Below are 17,855 nucleotides of genomic sequence, written 5' to 3' on the forward strand. Positions count from 1 at the left end.
ACAGAAGCGCTCAGACGGTGGCGAGTTCCCGCTCCCGGGTGGCCGGGCGGAGTGCCCCGTCGTAGCGGTGCAGGACGAGGCGGGCGAGGGCCGGGTGGGCGCCGAGGGGGGCGGCGGCGATCCAGGGGGCGTGGGCGGCGGCGCGGGTGGCGAAGAGACCGGGGGCGGTGAAGCAGGAGGCGATGGCGACCCGGTGACGGCCCCGGGCGGCGAGGGCGCGGACGGCCTCGGGGACGGTGGGCGAGGCGGCGGAGGCGTAGGCGGGGAGGACGGGGACTCCGCCGAGCCGCTCGCCGAGGAGGGCGGCGATACGGCGGATCTCGGCACCGGAGCGGGGGTCGCGGGATCCGGCGGATGCGAGGACGATCCCGGTGCCTCGGGAGGTGCCGTCCCCGGTGTCCCAGCCGGCCTGTACGAGCCGGTCGGCGAGGGCTTCGACGAGCAGCGGGTGCGCGCCGAGGGGCTCGGCGACGCGGGCCCGGAGGGCGGGCACGGCGGCGAGGGCGGCGGGCAGGTCGTGGGTGACGTGGTGGCCGGGGGCGAAGAGCAGGGGGACGAGTACGGCGTCCCGGCCTTCGGCGGCGAGTTCGGCGAGGGTGGTGTCGAGGAGCGGGGTGTTCAGCTCGATGTGGGCGAGCCGTACGTCGAGTCCGGGCCTCAGTTCGCGGACGCGGTCGAGGAGCCGGTTCAGGGTGGCGCGGGCGCGGGGGTCCCGGCTGCCGTGGCCGACGGCGACGAGGGTGGGTGCGGTCATGGGCGCTCGCGTCCTGGTGAGGGGGAGGTGGCTGAGCCGCTCGCCGAGTTGCTCGGTGATCCTGCCGAGCAACTCGGCGGCGTTGGCGAACGTGCTGTCCGGCTCCGTCATGCACCGATCCTGCGGGTCCCAGGTTGCCTGCCCGTTGCGTGGGGGTCACGACTGTTTTCCGTGCCCTCACGCGTGTGTTTCGGCGACCTCACGCGGGTGGCCCGCCGGGTGTCGGGCGTGGCGCCGTGGCCCGCCGGGTGTCAGGCGTGGCGCCGTGCCCCGCCGGGTGTCAGGCGTGGCGCCGTGGCCCGCCGGGTGTCAGGCGTCGAGCCAGACGCGGAGCGGGCCGGTCTCCCGGAAGCCGGCGGCGAGGGCCGGGGACAGGTCGTCGCCGGACTCGTAACCGACGACGGGGCGGTCGGCGGGCACGAGGCCCAGGACGCCGGACCAGACCTGGACCGGGTCCGTCTCCCCCGCGGTGAAGAGGTTGGAGACGCCGGTGACGGTGCCGCTCTCGCTGAGGACGGCTCCGCCGAGGACGCGGCCGTCGGGTCCGTGTCCGGCGACGACCTTCGTCGCCGGGTCGGCGAGGAGTCCGGGGTGGAAGAGGGCGGCCTCGTCCTCGTCGCCGTCGCTCCAGGCGAGGGCCCAGGCGGCGAGTTCCTCCGGGGTTCGCACCGGGCGCCAGTCACCGGCGGGCGGGGTCACCGGGGTGCCTGCCGGGCGGTGGATCCAGGTGGCCTCGAAGAGGAGGCGGAAGCCCTCGGCCGTCAGGTCGAGGCGGGCGAAGCTGTCCTTCACCGAGGCACCGGGGGTGGTGCGGTCGATGCCGGCCAGGACGTCCTCGACGCCGGCGTCCTCGGTCAGCGTCACCGCGTCCGGGTAGTAGAGCGGGGTGCGGCGGGTGCTGGTCCAGGCGCGGGCGCCGAACGCTCCGGGGTGTCCGTGGGCGGCGCACATGGCCTGGCACCACTCGGCGTTGTTGCGGACGGCTTCGATGATCATGCGCGGATCGTACGGGCGGTTCTTCTTTCCCTCTCCCTATTTCTTCCACTCTTCCGCTTTACGGAATATCTTTTCCGCTATGAGAATGTCCCCGCCCGCGCTCCCCCGGCGCGTCGCCGCCGAGTTCATCGGAACCGGCGCCCTCGTCGCCGTCGTCGTCGGCTCCGGAATCCGCGCCGACTCCCTGAGCCAGGACATCGGCGTCCGGCTGCTCGCCAACGCCGCCGCCTCCGCCATCGGTCTCGGGCTGCTGATCGCCCTCATCGGCCCGCTCTCCGGCGCCCACTTCAACCCCGTCGTGACCCTCTCCGAGTGGTGGTCCCGGCGCCCCCGGCACCGCGGTTCCCCCCGGCCGGAGTCCGGAGGAGGGCACGAGGTCCTCGCCTACATCGGCGCCCAGCTCGCCGGAGCCGTCGCGGGCGCCCTGCTCGCCGAGGCGATGTTCGGGCGGGTACCCGGCGCCTGGGCCACCGAGTCGCGATCGGCCCTCCATCTGCTGCTCGGCGAGGCCGTCGCCACCGCCGGGCTCGTCCTCGTCGTCCAGGGCCTGCGCCACATCGGCCGCCCCTCGCTCGCGCCGGTCGCGGTCGCGGGCTACATCGGCGCGGCGATCTGGTTCACCTCCTCCGGCTCCTTCGCCAATCCGGCCGCCACCGTCGGCCGCGCCTTCTCCGACTCCTTCACCGGGATCGCCCCCGCCTCGGTGCCCGCCTTCGCCCTCGCCCAGCTGCTCGGGATGCTGCTCGGGATGGTCCTGGCCGGTGTGTTGTACGGAACACGTGGGGCGCCGGCCGAACCGAATCCCGCCGACGCGCGTCGGACGGGGTGACAGACCGACACCGAATCGACGATCCACGGAGGTTCCCGCATGCCGGCACGGCTCACCCGGTTGATCCCCCGCTCCACCCGGGCCCGCCGCCGCACCGTCCAGGCCGTGATGCTGGGCGCCGTCCTCGCGCTCATGCCCGTCACCTGGATGCACACCGCCGCCGCGGGGAAGCTCCGTACCCCCGCCGACGTGCCCGCCCGGGACGTCGCCGTCGTCTTCGGCGCCGGGCTGTGGAACGGGCGCCCCACCCCGTACCTCGCGCACCGGCTCGACACCGCGGCCGAGCTGTACCGGACGGGCAAGGTACGGGTCCTGCTGGTCACCGGCGACAACAGCCGGAGCGCGTACGACGAGCCCAGCGCCATGCGGACCTACCTCACCGCGCGCGGGGTGCCGGACGGCCGGATCGTCAGCGACTACGCGGGCTTCGACACCTGGGACTCCTGTGTGCGGGCCCGCAAGGTCTTCGGCGTCGACCGGGCCGTGCTCGTCACCCAGGACTTCCACGTCAAGCGGGCCGTCGCCCTGTGCGGCCGGGCCGGCGTCGACTCCTACGGCGTAGGGGTCCCCGAACCCCACGACCGCACCTGGTACTACGGCACCACCCGGGAACTGTTCGCGGCGGGCAAGGCCGCCCTCGACGCCGGTCTGCGGCCCGACCCGCACTTCCTCGGGCCGGAGGAGAAGGGCGTCACCGAGGCGCTGGCCTCGCCCTCGGCACGCTGAGCGGAGGACGTCGGGGCTCACCGCACCGGGCGTGCCCGGCGGAGGGCCTGGCACCGCGCCCGTAATAAGCGGCGCCGCCCCGCGTAACACGCCTGACGCACGCTGACCGTATGCCCGAGGTCACCGCCGTTCCCACCCACTGCCCCTACTGCGCCCTGCAGTGCGGCATGTCGCTCCGCCCCACCGGCGTCCCGGAGCTGCCCGCCGAGGTGGTCGACCGCACCGACTTCCCCGTCAACCGGGGCGCGCTGTGCGGCAAGGGCCGCACCGCCCCCTCCGTACTCTCCTCCCGGGTCCGGCTCACCGAGCCCCTGGTCCGATGCCCTGACACGGGGGTCCTGGAACCCGCGTCCTGGGAGGAGGCACTCGCCGCCGTCGCCGACGGGCTGCGCCGGACCCGCGCCGACCACGGGCCCGATGCCGTGGGGGTCTTCGGCGGCGGCGGCCTCACCAACGAGAAGGCGTACACGCTCGGCAAGTTCGCCCGGCTCGTCCTCGGCACCTCGCAGATCGACTACAACGGGCGCTTCTGCATGTCGTCGGCCGCGGCCGCGCACGGCAGGGCCTTCGGGCTCGACCGGGGACTCCCCTTCCCGCTGGAGGACATCCCGAAGACCGGGTGCGTCATCCTCGTCGGCTCCAACCTCGCCGAGACCATGCCGCCCGCCCTGCGCTACCTCACCGAGCTGAGGGAGAACGGCGGAAAGCTGATCGTCGTCGATCCGCGCCGCACCCGGACCGCCGAACAGGCCGACCTCCACCTCGCTCCCCGCCCCGGCACCGACCTCGCGCTCGCCCTCGGCATGCTGCACCTCGTCGTCGCCGAGGGGCGGGTGGACGAGGAGTTCGTCGAGGAGCGCACCGCCGGCTGGGAGGCCGCGCGCGCCGGGGCCATGTCCCACTGGCCCGAGCAGGTCGAACGGATCACGGGCGTGCCGGTGCCGCTGCTCCGGGAGGCCGTCGCGATGTTCGCCGACGCCGCCACCGGCATGGTGCTGACCGCGCGCGGCCCCGAGCAGCAGTCCAAGGGCACCGACACCGTCGGCGCCTGGATCAACCTCTGCCTGGCCACCGGCCGGGCGGGCCGGCCGCTCAGCGGCTACGGCTGCCTCACCGGCCAGGGAAACGGCCAGGGCGGCCGCGAGCACGGCCAGAAGGCCGACCAGCTCCCCGGCTACCGCAAGCTCGACGACCCGGCCGCCCGCGCGCACGTGGCCGGGGTGTGGGGCGTGCCCCCCGAGTCGCTGCCGGGCCCCGGGCGGAGCGCGTACGAGCTCCTCGACGCGCTCGGCGGCGACGTGAAGTCCCTGCTCCTCATGGGCTCCAACCCGGTGGTCTCCGCGCCCCGTGCCGCGCACGTCGAGGGGCGGCTGCGGTCGCTCGACTTCCTCGCCGTCGCGGACGTGGTGCTCTCCGAGACCGCCGAACTCGCCGATGTCGTCCTGCCCGTCACCCAGTGGGCGGAGGAGACCGGCACCATGACCAACCTGGAGGGGCGGGTACTGCTCCGCCGCCGCGCCCTCACCCCGCCCGCCGGGGTACGCACCGACCTGGAGGTGCTGCACGCGCTCGCCGGGCTCCTCGGCTGGGAGAAGGGCTTCTCCGCGGAGCCGGAGGAGGTCTTCGACGAGCTGCGCCGCGCCTCGGCCGGCGGCCCCGCCGACTACTCGGGCATCGACTACCGGCGCATCGAGGAGGAACGGGGCGTCTTCTGGCCCTGCCCCGAGACCCCGGAGGGCGCCGCCGGGCACCCCGGGACGCCCCGGCTGTTCCTGGACCGGTTCGCGACCCCCGACGGGCGGGCCCGGTTCGTGCCGGTGGTGCACCGGGCGGCGGCCGAGGAGACGGACGCCGAATACCCGGTGGTCCTCACCACCGGCCGGGTCGTGTCCCAGTACCAGTCGGGCGCGCAGACCCGGCGGGTCGACGAGCTGAACGCCGCCGCGCCCGGGCCCTTCGTGGAGCTCCACCCCCGGGTGGCCGAGCGGATCGGGGTGGCCGAGGGCGAGCGGGTCGCGGTGGTCTCCCGGCGCGGACGGGCCGTCGCCCCGGCCCGGATCACCACGGCCATCCGGCCGGACACCGTCTTCATGCCGTTCCACTGGGCGGGCGAGGGCAGGGCCAACACCCTGGTGAACCCGGCGCTCGACCCGATCTCCCGGATGCCCGAGTTCAAGGTGTGCGCGGTGCGTCTGGAGCGCGCCTGACCGCAGTGATCGTCCGAGTCCGGACGGAGCGCGTGGAGGACGTGGCGGCTACGGCCGGGCGAACCAGTCGCCGCTCTCGATGACCGGGCCGAGGGGCGCGTCCGGCGCCGCGAGGAACACCCATGCGGACACCTTCGCCCCGTCCGCCCGTACGACGTCCATCGCCACCCGCTCGTACCCGACGGGCAGCTCCAGGCGGTCGAGCAGGCCGAACAGTTCGCCGTAGGAGCCGTCCGCCGGTGTGAGCAGGGTGCCGACCACCCGGCCCTCCTCCGCCGGGACGACGTACGGATAGCCGGGCCCGTCGTACAGGACCGCCCCGTGCAGCACGGCGTCCGCCTCGGTGCCGATCCGGCCGGCGAGGAACCGGTCGTGGTTGTACGCGCCCGGGCGCAGCGTCCCGTACACGAAGAACGGCCGCTCGTCGTCCGCCGGGCTCTCGAACACCGGGGCCGCCGCGGTCTCCCGCTCGACCCAGCGCGCGTAGCCCTCGCTGACCCGGGTCACCCGGGTGGCGAGGATCTCGGGCGTCTCGTAGTCGTGGGCGGCGAGGAGGTGTGCCTCAAGGGCCGGGTAGCGGGCCTCGGTGGTCTTGAACAGCACCTGCCACTCCTCGGTGCTCTCGATCGCGCCCCGCCAGTGGTAGACGGAGGTGACGGGCCCCGAGATCTGCGCGCAGGCGACGAGCCGGGCCTCGACGGCGCCGTGCGCCAGGGCCTCGGCCTTGGCGCGAGCGTCGGTGGTGGTGCGGACGGTGACGATCACGTCTCCACCGTACGGGCGAACTGGGCCGCGTGCAGCCGGGCGTACGCGCCCCCGGCGGCGAGGAGTTCCTCGTGGCCGCCCTGTTCGGCGATCGAGCCGCTGTCCATCACCAGGATGGTGTCCGCGTCCCGGATCGTGGAGAGCCGGTGGGCGACGACGAAGCTGGTGCGGCCCGCGCGGAGCGAGGACATGGCCTGCTGGACGAGGAGCTCGGTGCGGGTGTCGACGGAGCTGGTGGCCTCGTCGAGGACGAGGATCACCGGGTCCGAGAGGAAGGCGCGGGCGAGCGTGATCAGCTGCTTCTCCCCCGCGCTGAGGCCTCCGCCGTCCTCGTCGAGGACGGTGTCGTACCCGGCGGGCAGGGTGCGCACGAACCGGTCGGCGTGCGCGGCCCGCGCGGCGTCCACGATCCGCTCGCGGGAGACCTCGCCGGGCACCCCGTAGGCGATGTTGTCGGCGATGGTGCCGCCGAACAGCCAGGTGTCCTGGAGGACCATGCCGATGCCGGAGCGCAGCTCCTCCCGGGTCATCGCGGCGGTGTCGACGCCGTCCAGGGTGATCCGGCCGCCGGTCACCTCGTGGAAGCGCAGGAGCAGGTTCACCAGGGTCGTCTTGCCCGCCCCGGTGGGGCCGACGATCGCGACGGTCCGGCCCGGCTCGACCGTGAGGGACAGGTCCTCGATGAGCGGCTTGCCCCGCTCGTAGCGGAAGGCGACCTTCTCGAAGGAGACCCTGCCGGTCAGCCGGGCGGGGCGCTGCGGCTCCGCCGGGTCCGGGCCCTCCTCCTCGGCGTCGAGTAGGTCGAAGACCCGCTCGGCGGAGGCCACTCCGGACTGGAGGAGGTTGGTCATCGCGGCCACCTGGGTGATGGGGCCGTTGAACTCGTAGGAGTACTGGATGAAGGCCTGCACGTCGCCGACGGAGAGGGTGCCGCTCGCCACCCGGAGTCCGCCGACCACGGCGATGACGACGTAGTTCAGATTGCCGACGAAGGTCAGCGCGGGCTGGATGAACCCGGACACGAACTGGGCGCGGAAGCTCGCCCGGTACAGCTCCTCGCCCAGTTCGTCGAAGCGGCGGACGGCCTCGGCGCGCCGGCCGAAGGCGACGACCTCGGTGTGGCCGGTGATCATCTCCTCGGCATGGCTGCCGAGGCGGCCGGTGACGGCCCACTGCTTCACGAACTGCGGCTGGGCGCGGCGCCCGGCGAAGGCGGCGACGGCGACCGAGACGGGCACGGTGGCGAGGGCGACGAGGGCGAGCACCGGGGAGATCCAGAACATCATCACGAGGACGCCGACCAGGGTCAGCACGGCGCGGGTCATCTGGCTGAAGGCCTGCTGGAGGGTCTGGGTGATGTTGTCGATGTCGTTGGTGGTGCGGGAGAGGACCTCGCCGCGCGACTGCCGGTCGAGGTAGCCGAGGGGCAGCTTCCCCAGCTTGTGCTGGGCCTGTTCGCGGAGGCGGTGGCCGGCCCGCTGGACGACGGTGGTGGCGATCCGCAGCTGGATCCAGGTGAAGAGGGACGCGCCGGCGACGACCGCCGCGGAGAGGGCGAGGACCCGGCCGACGGCCGCGAAGTCGACCCCGGCCGGACCGGTGGCGCCGGTGACGACGAGGTCGGTGGCGCGGCCGAGGAAGAGCGGGCCGAGGACGGAGAGGGAGACGGCCGCGGCACCGGCGGCGAGGACGCCGAGGAGACGGGCCCGGTCGGGGGCGAGGGTGCGGAGCAGGCGGAGGCCGGAGGAGCGGAAGGAGAGGGAGCGTTCGAGGGCGGGGGTGGCGGGGAGGCCGGGGCCACGCTGCGGGGAGGGGCCGGTGCGGGCGGGGGCGGATCCGGTGGGCGCGCCCTTCGGGGCGCTTCCCGTGCGGTCGGCGCGGCTCGCCGTGGCCGTACTCATGCGGCTTCCTCCTCGGTGAGCTGGGAGAGGACGATCTCCCGGTAGGTGGCGTTGTCCCGCATCAGGGACGTGTGGGTGCCGGTGCCGACGCTGCGGCCCCGGTCGAGGACGACGATCCGGTCGGCCTCGCGGATGGTGGAGACCCGCTGGGCGACGATGACGACGGCCGAGTCGGCCGTCTCCTCGCGGAGGGCCTCGCGGAGCCGGGCGTCCGTCCGGGGGTCGAGGGCGGAGAAGGAGTCGTCGAAGAGGTAGAGGCGGGGGCGGGCGACGAGGACGCGGGCGATGGCGAGGCGTTGCCGCTGCCCGCCGGAGAAGTTGGTGCCGCCCTGGGAGACGGGCGCGTCGAGGCCTTCGTCGAGTCCCCGGACGAACTCGGTGGCCTGGGCGACCTCCAGGGCGTGCCAGAGTTCCTCGTCGGTGGCGTCGGGCTTTCCGTACCGCAGGTTGGTGGCGACTGTTCCGGAGAAGAGGTAGGGCTTCTGCGGGACGAGCCCCACGGTCCTCGCCATGAGGCCGGGGTCGAGCCTTCGGACGTCGACGCCGTCGACGAGGACCTCGCCGCCGGTGGCGTCGAAGAGCCGGGGCACGAGCCCGAGCAGGGTCGACTTCCCGCTGCCCGTCGAGCCGATGATCGCGGTCGTCTCGCCGGGCCGGGCGACCAGCCCGACGTCCACGAGGACGGACTCCTCCGCACCCGGGTAGCGGAAGTCCGCGCCCCGGACCTCCAGATGCCCGCGGCTGTTCCGGGGCCGCACCGGCTCCGCCGGCGGGGTGACGGACGAGCGGGTGTCGAGCACCTCGCGGACGCGCTCGGCGCCCGCCTCGGCCCGGGGCATGTTCATGAGCAGGAAGAGGACCATCATCACGGACATCGAGGTCTGGAGCAGATAGCCGAGGAAGGCGACGAGGCCGCCCGGCTGGAGGTCGCCGGATTCGATGCGGTGGGCTCCGACGTACACCAGGGCGACGGTCGTGAGCTCCCAGACGATGAGCACCGTCGGGAACATCAGGGCCTGGAGGCGGCCGGCCCGGAGGCCGACGGAGCGGAGTTCGTCGTTGGCGGCGGCGAACCGTTCCCGCTCGTGCCGGTCGCGGACGAAGGCACGGACCACCCGCACGCCGGTGATCTGCTCGCGCAGCACCCGGTTGGTGCGGTCGACGCGCCCCTGCATGCCCCGGAAGAGGGGCCGCATCCGCAGGACGATCGCGCCGACCGCCCCCGCCATCACGGGCACGAAGAGGAACAGGACCAGGGCGAGCGGAACGTCCTGGCGCAGGGCCATGGCGATGCCGCCGAAGCAGAGGAGGGGCGCGGCGACCAGCATGGTCAGGACGAGGACGGTGAACGTCTGGATCTGCTGGACGTCGTTGGTCGTACGGGTGATGAGGGAGGCGGCGCCGAAGCGGCCCCGCTCCCGCGCGGAGAACTCCTGGACACGGCGGAAGACTTCGGAGCGCAGGTCGCGGGCGACGCCCATGGCGACCCTGGCGCCGGTGTAGGTGGCGGCGGCGGCCACCGCCGCCTGGAGGAGGGTGACAGCGATCATCGTGGCGCCGCCGCCGAGGACACGGTCGGTGTCCCCGCGCAGGACGCCCTCGTCGATGACGCCGGCGTTGAGGGTGGGCAGGGCGAGGGAGGCCAGGGACTGGACGAGCTGGAGGGCGACGAGGAGGACGAGGAGGGTCCGGTACGGCCGGAGGCGGGGCACGAGGAGTCGCAGCAGCATGATGGCGGTTCCTCACGCGCCGTACGGGCGGACGGACTTGGCGTCCTTGAGGGCGGTGCCCCACCAGGCGATCTGGTCGAGGAGCGCCTTGGCCGCGATCTCGGCGCCGGCGGGGTCCTTGTGGCGTCCGTCCTCGTCGAACTGTCCGTGGGCGTGGTGGAAGGAGACGGTCTCGCGGACGGTGACGGCGTGCATCTCGGCGTAGACCTGGCGGAGCTGCTCGACGGCCCGCAGACCCCCGGAGATGCCGCCGTAGGAGACGAAGCCGACGGGCTTGGCCTGCCATTCGGTGTAGTGCCGGTCGATCAGGTTCTTGAGGGAGGCGGGGAAGGAGTGGTTGTACTCGGGGGTGACGACGACGAAGGCGTCGGCTCCGTCCAGCACCGGTGTGACCTTGGCGAGTTCGGCGACGACGGCCGGGGACGGGTGGTGGGAGAGGGAGGTGGGGAGGTCGGTCTCGGCGAGGTCGACGACGGTGACGGTGAAGTCCTCGCGCTCGGCGAGGCGGGAGCGGAACCAGTCGGCGACGACGTGGCCGAAGCGGCCTTCGCGGTCGCTGGCGACGACGAGGGCGAGGGTGAGGGGGGCGGGGGAGACGGTGGCCGGAACGGCGTTCGTGATGTCCATGTCGATGATCGTGGTACCTCAAGCTTGGTTGAGGTCAAGCGGTGATCCCTCCCCCCTTCCGACGCCCTTCCCCAAGGCCCTTTCCCGGGACGTACGGTGAGTGCATGACGACTCCGCCCCCACACATCGAGATCGACGGCGTCACGGCGACCGACCCGGGACTGCTCGCCGCCCTCATGACCGGCTTCGGCCACTTCACGGCGATGCAGGTCCGCGACGGGCGCGTGAAGGGCCTCGAACTGCACCTCGCCCGCCTCGACCGCTCCACCCGCGAGCTCTTCGACCGGGAACTCGACGGCAAGCGGGTCCGCGCCCTGATCACCGGAGCCCTGGAGACCGCCGGGGTACGGGACGGCTCGGTACGGGTGTACGTGTACCCCGACGTCCGGATCGCCGTGACCGTCGCCGCCCCCGCCCCGGACGGCCCCGGCGCCCCGCAGCGGCTCACGACCGTCGACTACTGGCGGCCCGCCCCCCACATCAAGCACCTGGGCGGCTTCGGCCAGAACTACCACCGCGAGGCGGCCGCGCGCGCCGGCTACGACGAGGCCCTGCTGACCTCCCCGTACGGGGAGATCGCCGAAGGGGCGGTCACCAACATCGCTTTCTGGGACGGGACTTCCGTGGTCCGGCCTTCGGCGCCCTGCCTCGAAGGCATCGCCATGGCCCTCCTGGCACCGCGCCTGGAATCGGTCCGGCGCCCGGTCACCCTGGCCGACCTCTCCGGCTACCGGGCCGCCTTCGTCACCAACTCCCGCTCCATCGCGCCCGTGACGGCGATCGACGAGGTCGCCTTCGAAGTGGACGAGGAGCTGATGGGCCGGGTGTACTCGGCGTACGACTCGGCGGAGTGGGACGAGCTGTAGAGCTCCGCGGCGGGAGTTCACACGGGGGGAGTTCACCGGAATGATCGCGAGATACGTCGTCTCGCCGCGCGGCGGCCGCCGCGCCCACCCCGACATCGCGTCGGCGCTCCGGGCGGCGGAGGCACGGGGCAGGGCGGCGCTGATCGAGATCGCGCCCGGCCGGTACGAGGAGACGCTCACCGTCCGGGGCGAGGTCCGGCTCGTCGCGGCCGAGGGCCCCGGCTCCGTCGTGGTCGGCCGGCCCCGGAGCACCGTCCTGGACACCTACGGATCCGTCCATGTCCAGGGCCTCACCCTGGTCGGCCGCGAGGCGGACGTCGTCGGCTGCCACAGCGGAGCGCTGACGCTGGAGCACACCGAGATCTGGGCGCACAACGGCGTCGCCCTGCACGCCCGGCCGCACACCTCCGTCACCCTGCGGGACGGTGTGATCGCGCACGGCCGGGCGCTCTTCACCGGCGGCGCGGGGCTCGTCGAGCGCTGCCGGTTCACCGACGCCGCGGACAACGCGATCGCCGTACTCGAAGGGGCCCGTGTCACGGTCCGGGGCAGTCGGATCGAGGGCAGCCGCATCCACGGTCTGCGCGTCAGCGACGCCCAGGCCGAGGTCGTCGGCTGCGAGCTCACCGGCACCGGACAGGCGGCCCTCTGGGCGGACGCCCGGGCGCGGCTCACCGTGACGGACTGCACGATCACCGCCGTCCACGCGGAGGGGATCGTGTTCACCGAGCAGTCCCGGGGCTCCGTCGACCACACGAACATCACCGGCGCGCGGCACGGGATCGCCGCGGCGAGCGGCGCGGACCCGCTGGTGCGCGGCTGCGTCCTCACCGACTGCCACGACACCGGCATCAACGTCCAGACCGAGGCCCGGGGCCGGTTCGAGGACTGCCACGTCGTGAACGCGGGCAACGTCGCCGTGTTCGCCACCAAGGGCGGCGCCCCGGAGATGCACGGCGGACTGATCACCGGAGGCAACGTCGGCATCGCCGTCACGGAGGGCGCCCGGGGCCGCTTCACCCACCTCCGGGTCGAGGATCTGACCAGCCTCGCACTGCGGGTCCGGAGCGGATCCGCCGCCGTGTTCGACCACGTCCGGGTGGAGCGCTGCCCGTGCGGCCTGGAGGCCCAGGGGGACAGCGGCACCACGGCCGACCTCACCGACACCGTCTTCCGCGACTTCTCGCTGCCCGCCGTCACCGCCGCAGGCCAGACCAGGGTCACGCTCAGGCGGGTGACGGCCGTGCGCGGGGCGGTGGGCTTCGGCGTCACCGAGCACGCCCAGCTGTTCCTGCACGACTGCGAGGCGAGCGAGGTCACCAGCGGCGGGGTCGCAGGCACGGGCAACGGCAGGCTCTTCGCGAGGAACCTCACCGTCACCGACTCGGAGGGGATCGGAATCTGCGCCCGGGACTCCGCCTACCTGGACGTCGCGAACAGTACGTTCACGGACTGCGCGGTCGCCGGGGCGGTCTTCGGCGGCGAGTGCAGCGGCCGCCTCGCGGACTGCTCGGTCAACGGCACCAGGGGCAAGGCCGTGCAGCACAACGGCCAGGTCGAGCTGGTCTCGCTGCGCACCTCGCTCCCGGTCGTCCGGGAGGCCGCGCCGCCCCCCGGGCCCGCACCGACGATCGTCAACCGGTTCGAGGGCCCGGTCATCCACGGCGACGTCCACGGCGCCCAGTTCGCCTGGAACAACGACCACGTCGTCCAGCAGCAGACCGAAGGAGAGGACTCCCCCTCATGAGCGATCAGCGGAACACCCCCGGCAGCGACGGCGGTCCGGTCTTCAACGGCGACGTCTCCCACTCCCAGCTCGCCTGGAACAACGGGACCGTCACCCAGAACCAGCAGAGCAACAGCACCGTCGCGCCGGGGTACGAGGAACTCGCGGAGCGGGTGAACGAGCTCCTCCGGGAACTCCCCCGGGCCGGCCTCGGCGAGCAGGACCGGCAGGACGCCGAGGAGGCGGCCGCGGAGGTCCTGGCGGTGATCACCCGGCCGGAGCCCGTCGAGGAGGGCCGGCTGCGCCGCGCGCTGACCACCCTCAGGGGAGCGCTCGCCCCCGTGGCCACCGGCGTCGCGGCCGGCACGACGATCGGGGCGCAGGAATGGGCCCTGGCGGCGATCGGCGGCCTGACGGGGCTCGGATAGACCGGATAGACCGGGCGGACCGGGCGCCGGGCGCCGGGCGGAACGGGCTGAACGGGCTGAACGTACGGACCGGGCGCCGGGCCCGGCCGGGCGCGGGGGGAGCCGGTATCGGGCCCGGCCGATGGGCCGGGACCTCGGTCACCCGTTCGGCACGAGGCGTCGACCGAGGCCAAAAGACCTGCCCTGACCTGCGTAAACTCCGGAAATCCAGGCGACACACCGTATCGGACGGCCCAATCCTGATGCCTCATCAGCAGGCGCGGGGCGCGCGGCGGCTCTTATCTCGGTCACAGAAGGTCGTTCCGGGAAGTCCCTCCCGGGAGGACCGCCCGCTCGACCGCTCGCGCGCCCCGGAGGCCCCCCATGCGCACCACTGTCCGCCTGTTCACCGGTACCGCGCTGACGGTCGCCGCGATCGGAGTCCTCGCCGCCCCCTCGGCGTTCGCCAACGACTCCGAGTGGCTCGAACTCTTCCCCTCCGATGCCGACCCCGGCACCACCGTCACCGTCAACACGCTCGCCTGCGGCAAGCACGGTCACGGCGTCGGGGACGCGAACTCGCTCGGCGCGGGCGAGTTCCAGCTGAATCCGAGCACGCACAAGGAGGTCGTGGTCGGACAGTTCCACGTACCGGAGCACGCCAAGGCCGGTACCTACGGCATCAGCGTGGCCTGCGACAACGGCAAGACGGCCCGGGGCGACCTGACCGTCAAGCACCGCCGTCCGAGCGGCCACGTCCAGACCGGTGTCGGGGGCAGTGTGGGCCCCGACACCGCCCAGGTCACGGCGGGCGCGGCGGTGCTGGCCGCGGCTGCCGTGGGCGGGGTCCTGTTCCTGCGCCGCCGGGCGAGCGGCGCGCAGGGGCACTGAGACCACCCGCCTGTCCTGCCCCCACCGCGCGCCCGAACACGGCCCGGCGGGGGCAGGGCCACATCCCGAACCGACCGAGGGAACCCAGGTGAGCAACAGGAGCAAGGGCTGGGCCATAGCCGTGGCCACCTGCGTCGGGCTCTGGCTCGTCCAGAACGGCTCGGAGTACGTCACCCCGCCCGTACCGTCGGCCGCACAGGCCTTCGCCGCCGGTCCGAGCGTGCACACCGACGCCGCCGCCGACCCGCTGCCGCCCTCGGCGCCCGTCCGGCTGCGCATCCCCGAGACCGATGTGGACACCCCGATGATGCGGCTCGGCCTGGCCTCGAACGGCGCGCTCGACGTACCGCCGGCCGGGAACCGGAACATGGCCGGCTGGTACGGGGACGGCACCCCGCCCGGCGCCAAGGGCACGGCGATCGTCGCGGGCCACGTCGACAACGCGGACGGGCCGGCCGTCTTCTACACGCTCGGCGCGCTCAAGAAGGGCCACCGGATCGAGGTGGACCGGGAGGACGGGCGTACCGCCGTGTTCACGGTCGACGCGGTCGAGGTGTACGGGAACAAGGACTTCCCGGACCGGAAGGTCTACGACGAGGCGGACCGGGCGGAGATCCGCGTGATCACCTGCGGCGGCGGCTTCTCGAAGAAGAACGGCTACGAGGGGAACGTCGTCGCGTACGGCCACCTCATCGGGGTGCGGCAGCCCGTCACCGCAGCGGGCTGAGCCGTCCGGCCACCGCAGCGGGCCGAGCCGGCCCGGTCACCGCAGCGGGCCGAGCCGGCCCGTCACGCCCACTGGTCGAAGGCGAGCTTCGCGACCAGCGAGAGCACCACGACGAGCAGCACCCCGCGCACGAACTCGGCTCCCTTGCTGAGCGCCATCCGTGCCCCGACCGTCCCGCCGATCAGGTTGAAGACCGCCATGACGCCCGCGAGCTGCCAGTAGACGCTGCCCTGGTACGCGAACATCGCGAGCGCGCCCGCGTTGGTGCAGACGTTGACGATCTTGGCGGTGGCGGAGGCCGTGACCAGGTCGAGGTGGAGGACGGCCGTGAGGGCGAGCACCAGGAAGGTGCCGGTGCCGGGCCCGAAGAGACCGTCGTAGAAGCCGATCCCGCCGCCGACCACGACGATCGCGGTCACGATCCTGGCCCGCGTCAGCGGCGCCCGCTCCTCCCCCTCGGCCCTCGCGCCGAAGGAGGGCCGCAGCATCACGAAGGCCGCCACGGCCAGCAGCACGACCATGATGACCGGGCGCAGGACGTCGCTGCTGATGCCGGCCGCGAAGAACGCGCCCGCCATGGAGCCCGTGAGGGCGGCCAGCCCGATGCGTACCGCCGTCCAGACCTGGACGGGCGCCTTGCGGACGTAGGTGATCGCGGCCCCGGTGGTGCCGACGATCGCGACGGCCTTGTTGGTGCCGAGGATGTGCGCGGCCTGCACGTTCGGCAGCCCGAGCAGCAGGGCGGGCAGCAGGAGCAGCCCGCCGCCGCCGACCACGGCGTCGATCCAGCCCGCCACGAGCGCGGCGAGGCAGAGCAGGACAAGGGTGGTCAGCGAGATCTCGGGCATGCCGTTGAGCCTAGGGAGGCGATCGTTGCCCCGTCCATCAATCTCTGGAGAGTTGAGCTACGTCTGAGCTTGCGGCGCCCGGCTCCCGGTCGGGGGCGGGCGGCGCGGCCGGTGTGACGGAGGCCGTGAGGAGGGTCGCCGCGAGCGCGCCCGCGCCGATGAGGGAGGCGGCGAGCCGGCGGCGGGCCGACGCGACGGCCGGGACGCGCGGCGCGCCGTGTCTGCCCTGGGCCGATCGGCGCCCGGCTCTCCGCATGGTCCTACGCACGGTTCTACGCATGGTCGAAGTCCTCGCTGTGGATACGGGTGGCCGGTACCCCGGCCCGGATGAGGTTGGCGGTGGCGGCCTTCGCCATCGCGGGCGGGCCGCACAGGTACACGTCGTGGGCGGCGAGGTCGGGCACCAGGTGGCGCAGGGCGCGCGGCGCGAGAGGGTCGTAGGAGTCGTCCGAGCGGCCGAGCAGGAAGTGGAGCGCGGCCCGCCGTCCACGGGCGATGGCCTCCAGCTCCTCGCGCAGGACGAGACCGGCCTCGTTCGAGGCCCGGTAGAGGAGCGTCACGTCACCGGGACCGCCGGGCAGCGTCTCGAAGAGGGCGCGCAGCGGGGTGATGCCGACGCCGCCCGCGAGCAGCAGGACCTTGCGCCGGGTGCGGCGGTGGGCGGTGAGCGCGCCGAAGGGGCCGGAGGCCAGGACCCGGGTGCCGGGGCGGAGCCGGCGGATGCGGCGGGTGTGGTCGCCGAGCGCCTTGACGGTGATCCGCAGGGTGTCGTCGCGGACCGGCGCGGAGAGGGAGAAGGGCAGGGCGGTCGCCCAGAGCCCGCGACGCAGGAAGCGCCAGCGGAAGAACTGGCCGGGTTCGGCGCGGAGCCGGGCCACTCCCCTGCCCCGGACGAGGACCGACACGACCCCGGGGCCCTCGTCGCGGACCTCGACGACCCGCAGGTCGTGGCGGAGGGCGGCGCGGACGGGGACGACGAGCCGGTACCAGAGGAGGAGGACGGCGACGGTGCCGTGGGCCATCGACCAGAGCCAGCGGGTGAGGAGGCTGCCCGCGAGGTCGGGTCCGGCGAGCTGGTGGACGAAGCCGAGGGCGGCGGCGAGGAGCGCGCCGAGGTGGACCGCCCGCCAGGTCTCGTGCGGGAGCCTGCTCCGGACGGCGCGGGCCGAGGTGATCCCGACGGCGACGAACAGGGCGGTGCCGGCGGTCGCGGTGGCGATCGCCCCGTACGCGAGGAGGTCCCCGGTGGCGGTGACCAGGTCGGTGTGGGTGTGCACGGCGTACCCGCAGAGGGCGAGGAGCGCGTGGGCGCCGATCAGGCCGAGGACGTACCGGCCGCCGTGGGCGTGCCAGCGGGCGAGCCGGTCGGCGCCGACACCGTGCTCGACGGCCGGGACGCGGGCCATGAGGAGCAGCAGGACGAGGACGCCGTATCCGGCGAGGAGACCGGTGAGGTGGGCGCCGGACGCGAAGAGGGAGTCGAGCCGTGCGGAGGGCCGGGCCTGGACGCCCCAGAGGAGGGCCACGGCGCCGGCACCGGCGAGGACCGCGTTCCGCAGCCGCTCGGGAGGAAGCCTCAGCGCCGGTACGGGCGGAGCGGGCGGGGCCGAAGCCTGTGCGGACGCGGCCTGTGCGGACGCGGCCGGTGCGGGCGGTGCGGACGCGGCCGGTGCGGGCGGAGCCGGAGCGGGCACGGGCGCCGTCGGCACGGGCACGGCCCCTATCGGCGGGGCGGATATCGGCGCGGTGGGGAACGGCTCGGAGCGGAGGGAAACATAAAGAGGATGGCTGGCCTCGGTGGTCACATCCGGCACACTAGGTCCGCCCGTATACGGGAATCCCCAGCTCAGCTCCC

At 73.8% G+C, this 17,855-nt stretch carries 16 protein-coding genes; 8 read left to right on the forward strand and 8 right to left on the reverse strand.

Features of this window, described 5'->3' with window-relative positions; genetic code table 11:
- Positions 1–10: 10 nt before the first annotated feature.
- Both ACH4MY_RS01175 and ACH4MY_RS01180 read right to left on the reverse strand, forming a co-directional pair.
- Complete coding sequence (locus ACH4MY_RS01175; RefSeq protein WP_397995756.1) at positions 11–865, reverse strand: sirohydrochlorin chelatase; 855 nt, start codon at positions 863–865, stop codon at positions 11–13.
- Between the two features lie 198 nt (positions 866–1,063).
- Positions 1,064–1,750, reverse strand: coding sequence for a hypothetical protein (locus tag ACH4MY_RS01180; RefSeq protein WP_397995759.1), 687 nt, complete (start codon positions 1,748–1,750; stop codon positions 1,064–1,066).
- Between the two features lie 79 nt (positions 1,751–1,829).
- Here ACH4MY_RS01180 and ACH4MY_RS01185 point away from each other — a divergent pair, with 79 nt between their 5' ends.
- From ACH4MY_RS01185 to ACH4MY_RS01195, 3 genes are all read left to right on the forward strand, one after another.
- Positions 1,830–2,579: an aquaporin gene (locus ACH4MY_RS01185; protein ID WP_397995762.1), complete on the forward strand. Its 750-nt coding sequence runs from the start codon at positions 1,830–1,832 to the stop codon at positions 2,577–2,579.
- Positions 2,580–2,618: 39 nt separating this feature from the next.
- Positions 2,619–3,305: a vancomycin high temperature exclusion protein gene (locus ACH4MY_RS01190; protein WP_397995765.1), complete on the forward strand. Its 687-nt coding sequence runs from the start codon at positions 2,619–2,621 to the stop codon at positions 3,303–3,305.
- Positions 3,306–3,415: 110 nt separating this feature from the next.
- Entirely contained in the window at positions 3,416–5,512 is a 2,097-nt protein-coding gene (locus tag ACH4MY_RS01195) for a molybdopterin oxidoreductase family protein (RefSeq protein WP_397995767.1), read from the forward strand.
- 48 nt (positions 5,513–5,560) lie between these two features.
- On the opposite strand, the gene cutA is transcribed toward ACH4MY_RS01195, so the two are convergent.
- Genes cutA through ACH4MY_RS01215 form a run of 4 tightly spaced genes read right to left on the reverse strand, consistent with a single transcriptional unit; the run spans position 5,561 to position 10,535 of the window.
- Positions 5,561–6,277 carry a divalent cation tolerance protein CutA gene (cutA, locus tag ACH4MY_RS01200; RefSeq protein ID WP_397995770.1) on the reverse strand — a complete coding sequence of 239 codons (717 nt, stop codon included), beginning with the start codon at positions 6,275–6,277 and terminating at the stop codon, positions 5,561–5,563.
- Positions 6,274–8,178 carry an ABC transporter ATP-binding protein gene (locus ACH4MY_RS01205; protein WP_397995773.1) on the reverse strand — a complete coding sequence of 635 codons (1,905 nt, stop codon included), beginning with the start codon at positions 8,176–8,178 and terminating at the stop codon, positions 6,274–6,276. Before ACH4MY_RS01205 ends, cutA begins: the two co-directional genes overlap by 4 nt.
- Entirely contained in the window at positions 8,175–9,908 is a 1,734-nt protein-coding gene (locus ACH4MY_RS01210; protein WP_397995777.1) for an ABC transporter ATP-binding protein, read from the reverse strand. Before ACH4MY_RS01210 ends, ACH4MY_RS01205 begins: the two co-directional genes overlap by 4 nt.
- Before the next feature lie 12 nt (positions 9,909–9,920).
- Positions 9,921–10,535 (reverse strand): NADPH-dependent FMN reductase, encoded by a 615-nt coding sequence (locus ACH4MY_RS01215; RefSeq protein WP_397995780.1) that lies wholly within the window; start codon positions 10,533–10,535, stop codon positions 9,921–9,923.
- A 104-nt stretch (positions 10,536–10,639) separates the two neighbouring features.
- Between ACH4MY_RS01215 and ACH4MY_RS01220 the strand changes: the two genes are divergently transcribed.
- The 5 genes from ACH4MY_RS01220 (at position 10,640) to ACH4MY_RS01240 (ending at position 15,152) form a co-directional block, all read left to right on the forward strand.
- Positions 10,640–11,401, forward strand: coding sequence for an aminotransferase class IV (locus ACH4MY_RS01220; protein ID WP_397995783.1), 762 nt, complete (start codon positions 10,640–10,642; stop codon positions 11,399–11,401).
- 40 nt (positions 11,402–11,441) lie between these two features.
- The gene (locus ACH4MY_RS01225; RefSeq protein WP_397995786.1) at positions 11,442–13,148 is read left to right on the forward strand and encodes a right-handed parallel beta-helix repeat-containing protein; all 1,707 of its coding nucleotides are present in this window, start codon (positions 11,442–11,444) and stop codon (positions 13,146–13,148) included.
- Complete coding sequence (locus ACH4MY_RS01230; RefSeq protein WP_397995789.1) at positions 13,145–13,555, forward strand: hypothetical protein; 411 nt, start codon at positions 13,145–13,147, stop codon at positions 13,553–13,555. The genes ACH4MY_RS01225 and ACH4MY_RS01230 overlap by 4 nt, the downstream gene beginning before the upstream one ends.
- 363 nt (positions 13,556–13,918) lie before the next feature.
- Positions 13,919–14,425 carry a hypothetical protein gene (locus ACH4MY_RS01235; RefSeq protein ID WP_397995792.1) on the forward strand — a complete coding sequence of 169 codons (507 nt, stop codon included), beginning with the start codon at positions 13,919–13,921 and terminating at the stop codon, positions 14,423–14,425.
- An 88-nt stretch (positions 14,426–14,513) separates the two neighbouring features.
- The gene (locus tag ACH4MY_RS01240; protein WP_397995795.1) at positions 14,514–15,152 is read left to right on the forward strand and encodes a class F sortase; all 639 of its coding nucleotides are present in this window, start codon (positions 14,514–14,516) and stop codon (positions 15,150–15,152) included.
- A 62-nt stretch (positions 15,153–15,214) separates the two neighbouring features.
- Here the strand turns inward: ACH4MY_RS01240 and ACH4MY_RS01245 are convergent, their stop codons facing one another.
- Both ACH4MY_RS01245 and ACH4MY_RS01250 read right to left on the reverse strand, forming a co-directional pair.
- Positions 15,215–16,000: a sulfite exporter TauE/SafE family protein gene (locus ACH4MY_RS01245; RefSeq protein ID WP_397995798.1), complete on the reverse strand. Its 786-nt coding sequence runs from the start codon at positions 15,998–16,000 to the stop codon at positions 15,215–15,217.
- 272 nt (positions 16,001–16,272) lie between these two features.
- Positions 16,273–17,805 (reverse strand): ferric reductase-like transmembrane domain-containing protein, encoded by a 1,533-nt coding sequence (locus tag ACH4MY_RS01250; protein ID WP_397995800.1) that lies wholly within the window; start codon positions 17,803–17,805, stop codon positions 16,273–16,275.
- Positions 17,806–17,855 lie beyond the last annotated feature (50 nt).

The organism is Streptomyces sp. NPDC017246, assembly GCF_044331325.1.
Lineage (GTDB): Bacteria > Actinomycetota > Actinomycetes > Streptomycetales > Streptomycetaceae > Streptomyces.

Coding starts and splice junctions, on each gene's coding strand:
- ACH4MY_RS01175 (WP_397995756.1), bottom strand. CDS start 865: ATGACGGAGCCGGACAGCACGTTCGCCAACGCCGCCGAGTTGCTCGGC.
- ACH4MY_RS01180 (WP_397995759.1), bottom strand. CDS start 1,750: ATGATCATCGAAGCCGTCCGCAACAACGCCGAGTGGTGCCAGGCCATG.
- ACH4MY_RS01185 (WP_397995762.1), top strand. CDS start 1,830: ATGAGAATGTCCCCGCCCGCGCTCCCCCGGCGCGTCGCCGCCGAGTTC.
- ACH4MY_RS01190 (WP_397995765.1), top strand. CDS start 2,619: ATGCCGGCACGGCTCACCCGGTTGATCCCCCGCTCCACCCGGGCCCGC.
- ACH4MY_RS01195 (WP_397995767.1), top strand. CDS start 3,416: ATGCCCGAGGTCACCGCCGTTCCCACCCACTGCCCCTACTGCGCCCTG.
- ACH4MY_RS01205 (WP_397995773.1), bottom strand. CDS start 8,178: ATGAGTACGGCCACGGCGAGCCGCGCCGACCGCACGGGAAGCGCCCCG.
- ACH4MY_RS01210 (WP_397995777.1), bottom strand. CDS start 9,908: ATGCTGCTGCGACTCCTCGTGCCCCGCCTCCGGCCGTACCGGACCCTC.
- ACH4MY_RS01215 (WP_397995780.1), bottom strand. CDS start 10,535: ATGGACATCACGAACGCCGTTCCGGCCACCGTCTCCCCCGCCCCCCTC.
- ACH4MY_RS01220 (WP_397995783.1), top strand. CDS start 10,640: ATGACGACTCCGCCCCCACACATCGAGATCGACGGCGTCACGGCGACC.
- ACH4MY_RS01225 (WP_397995786.1), top strand. CDS start 11,442: ATGATCGCGAGATACGTCGTCTCGCCGCGCGGCGGCCGCCGCGCCCAC.
- ACH4MY_RS01230 (WP_397995789.1), top strand. CDS start 13,145: ATGAGCGATCAGCGGAACACCCCCGGCAGCGACGGCGGTCCGGTCTTC.
- ACH4MY_RS01235 (WP_397995792.1), top strand. CDS start 13,919: ATGCGCACCACTGTCCGCCTGTTCACCGGTACCGCGCTGACGGTCGCC.
- ACH4MY_RS01245 (WP_397995798.1), bottom strand. CDS start 16,000: ATGCCCGAGATCTCGCTGACCACCCTTGTCCTGCTCTGCCTCGCCGCG.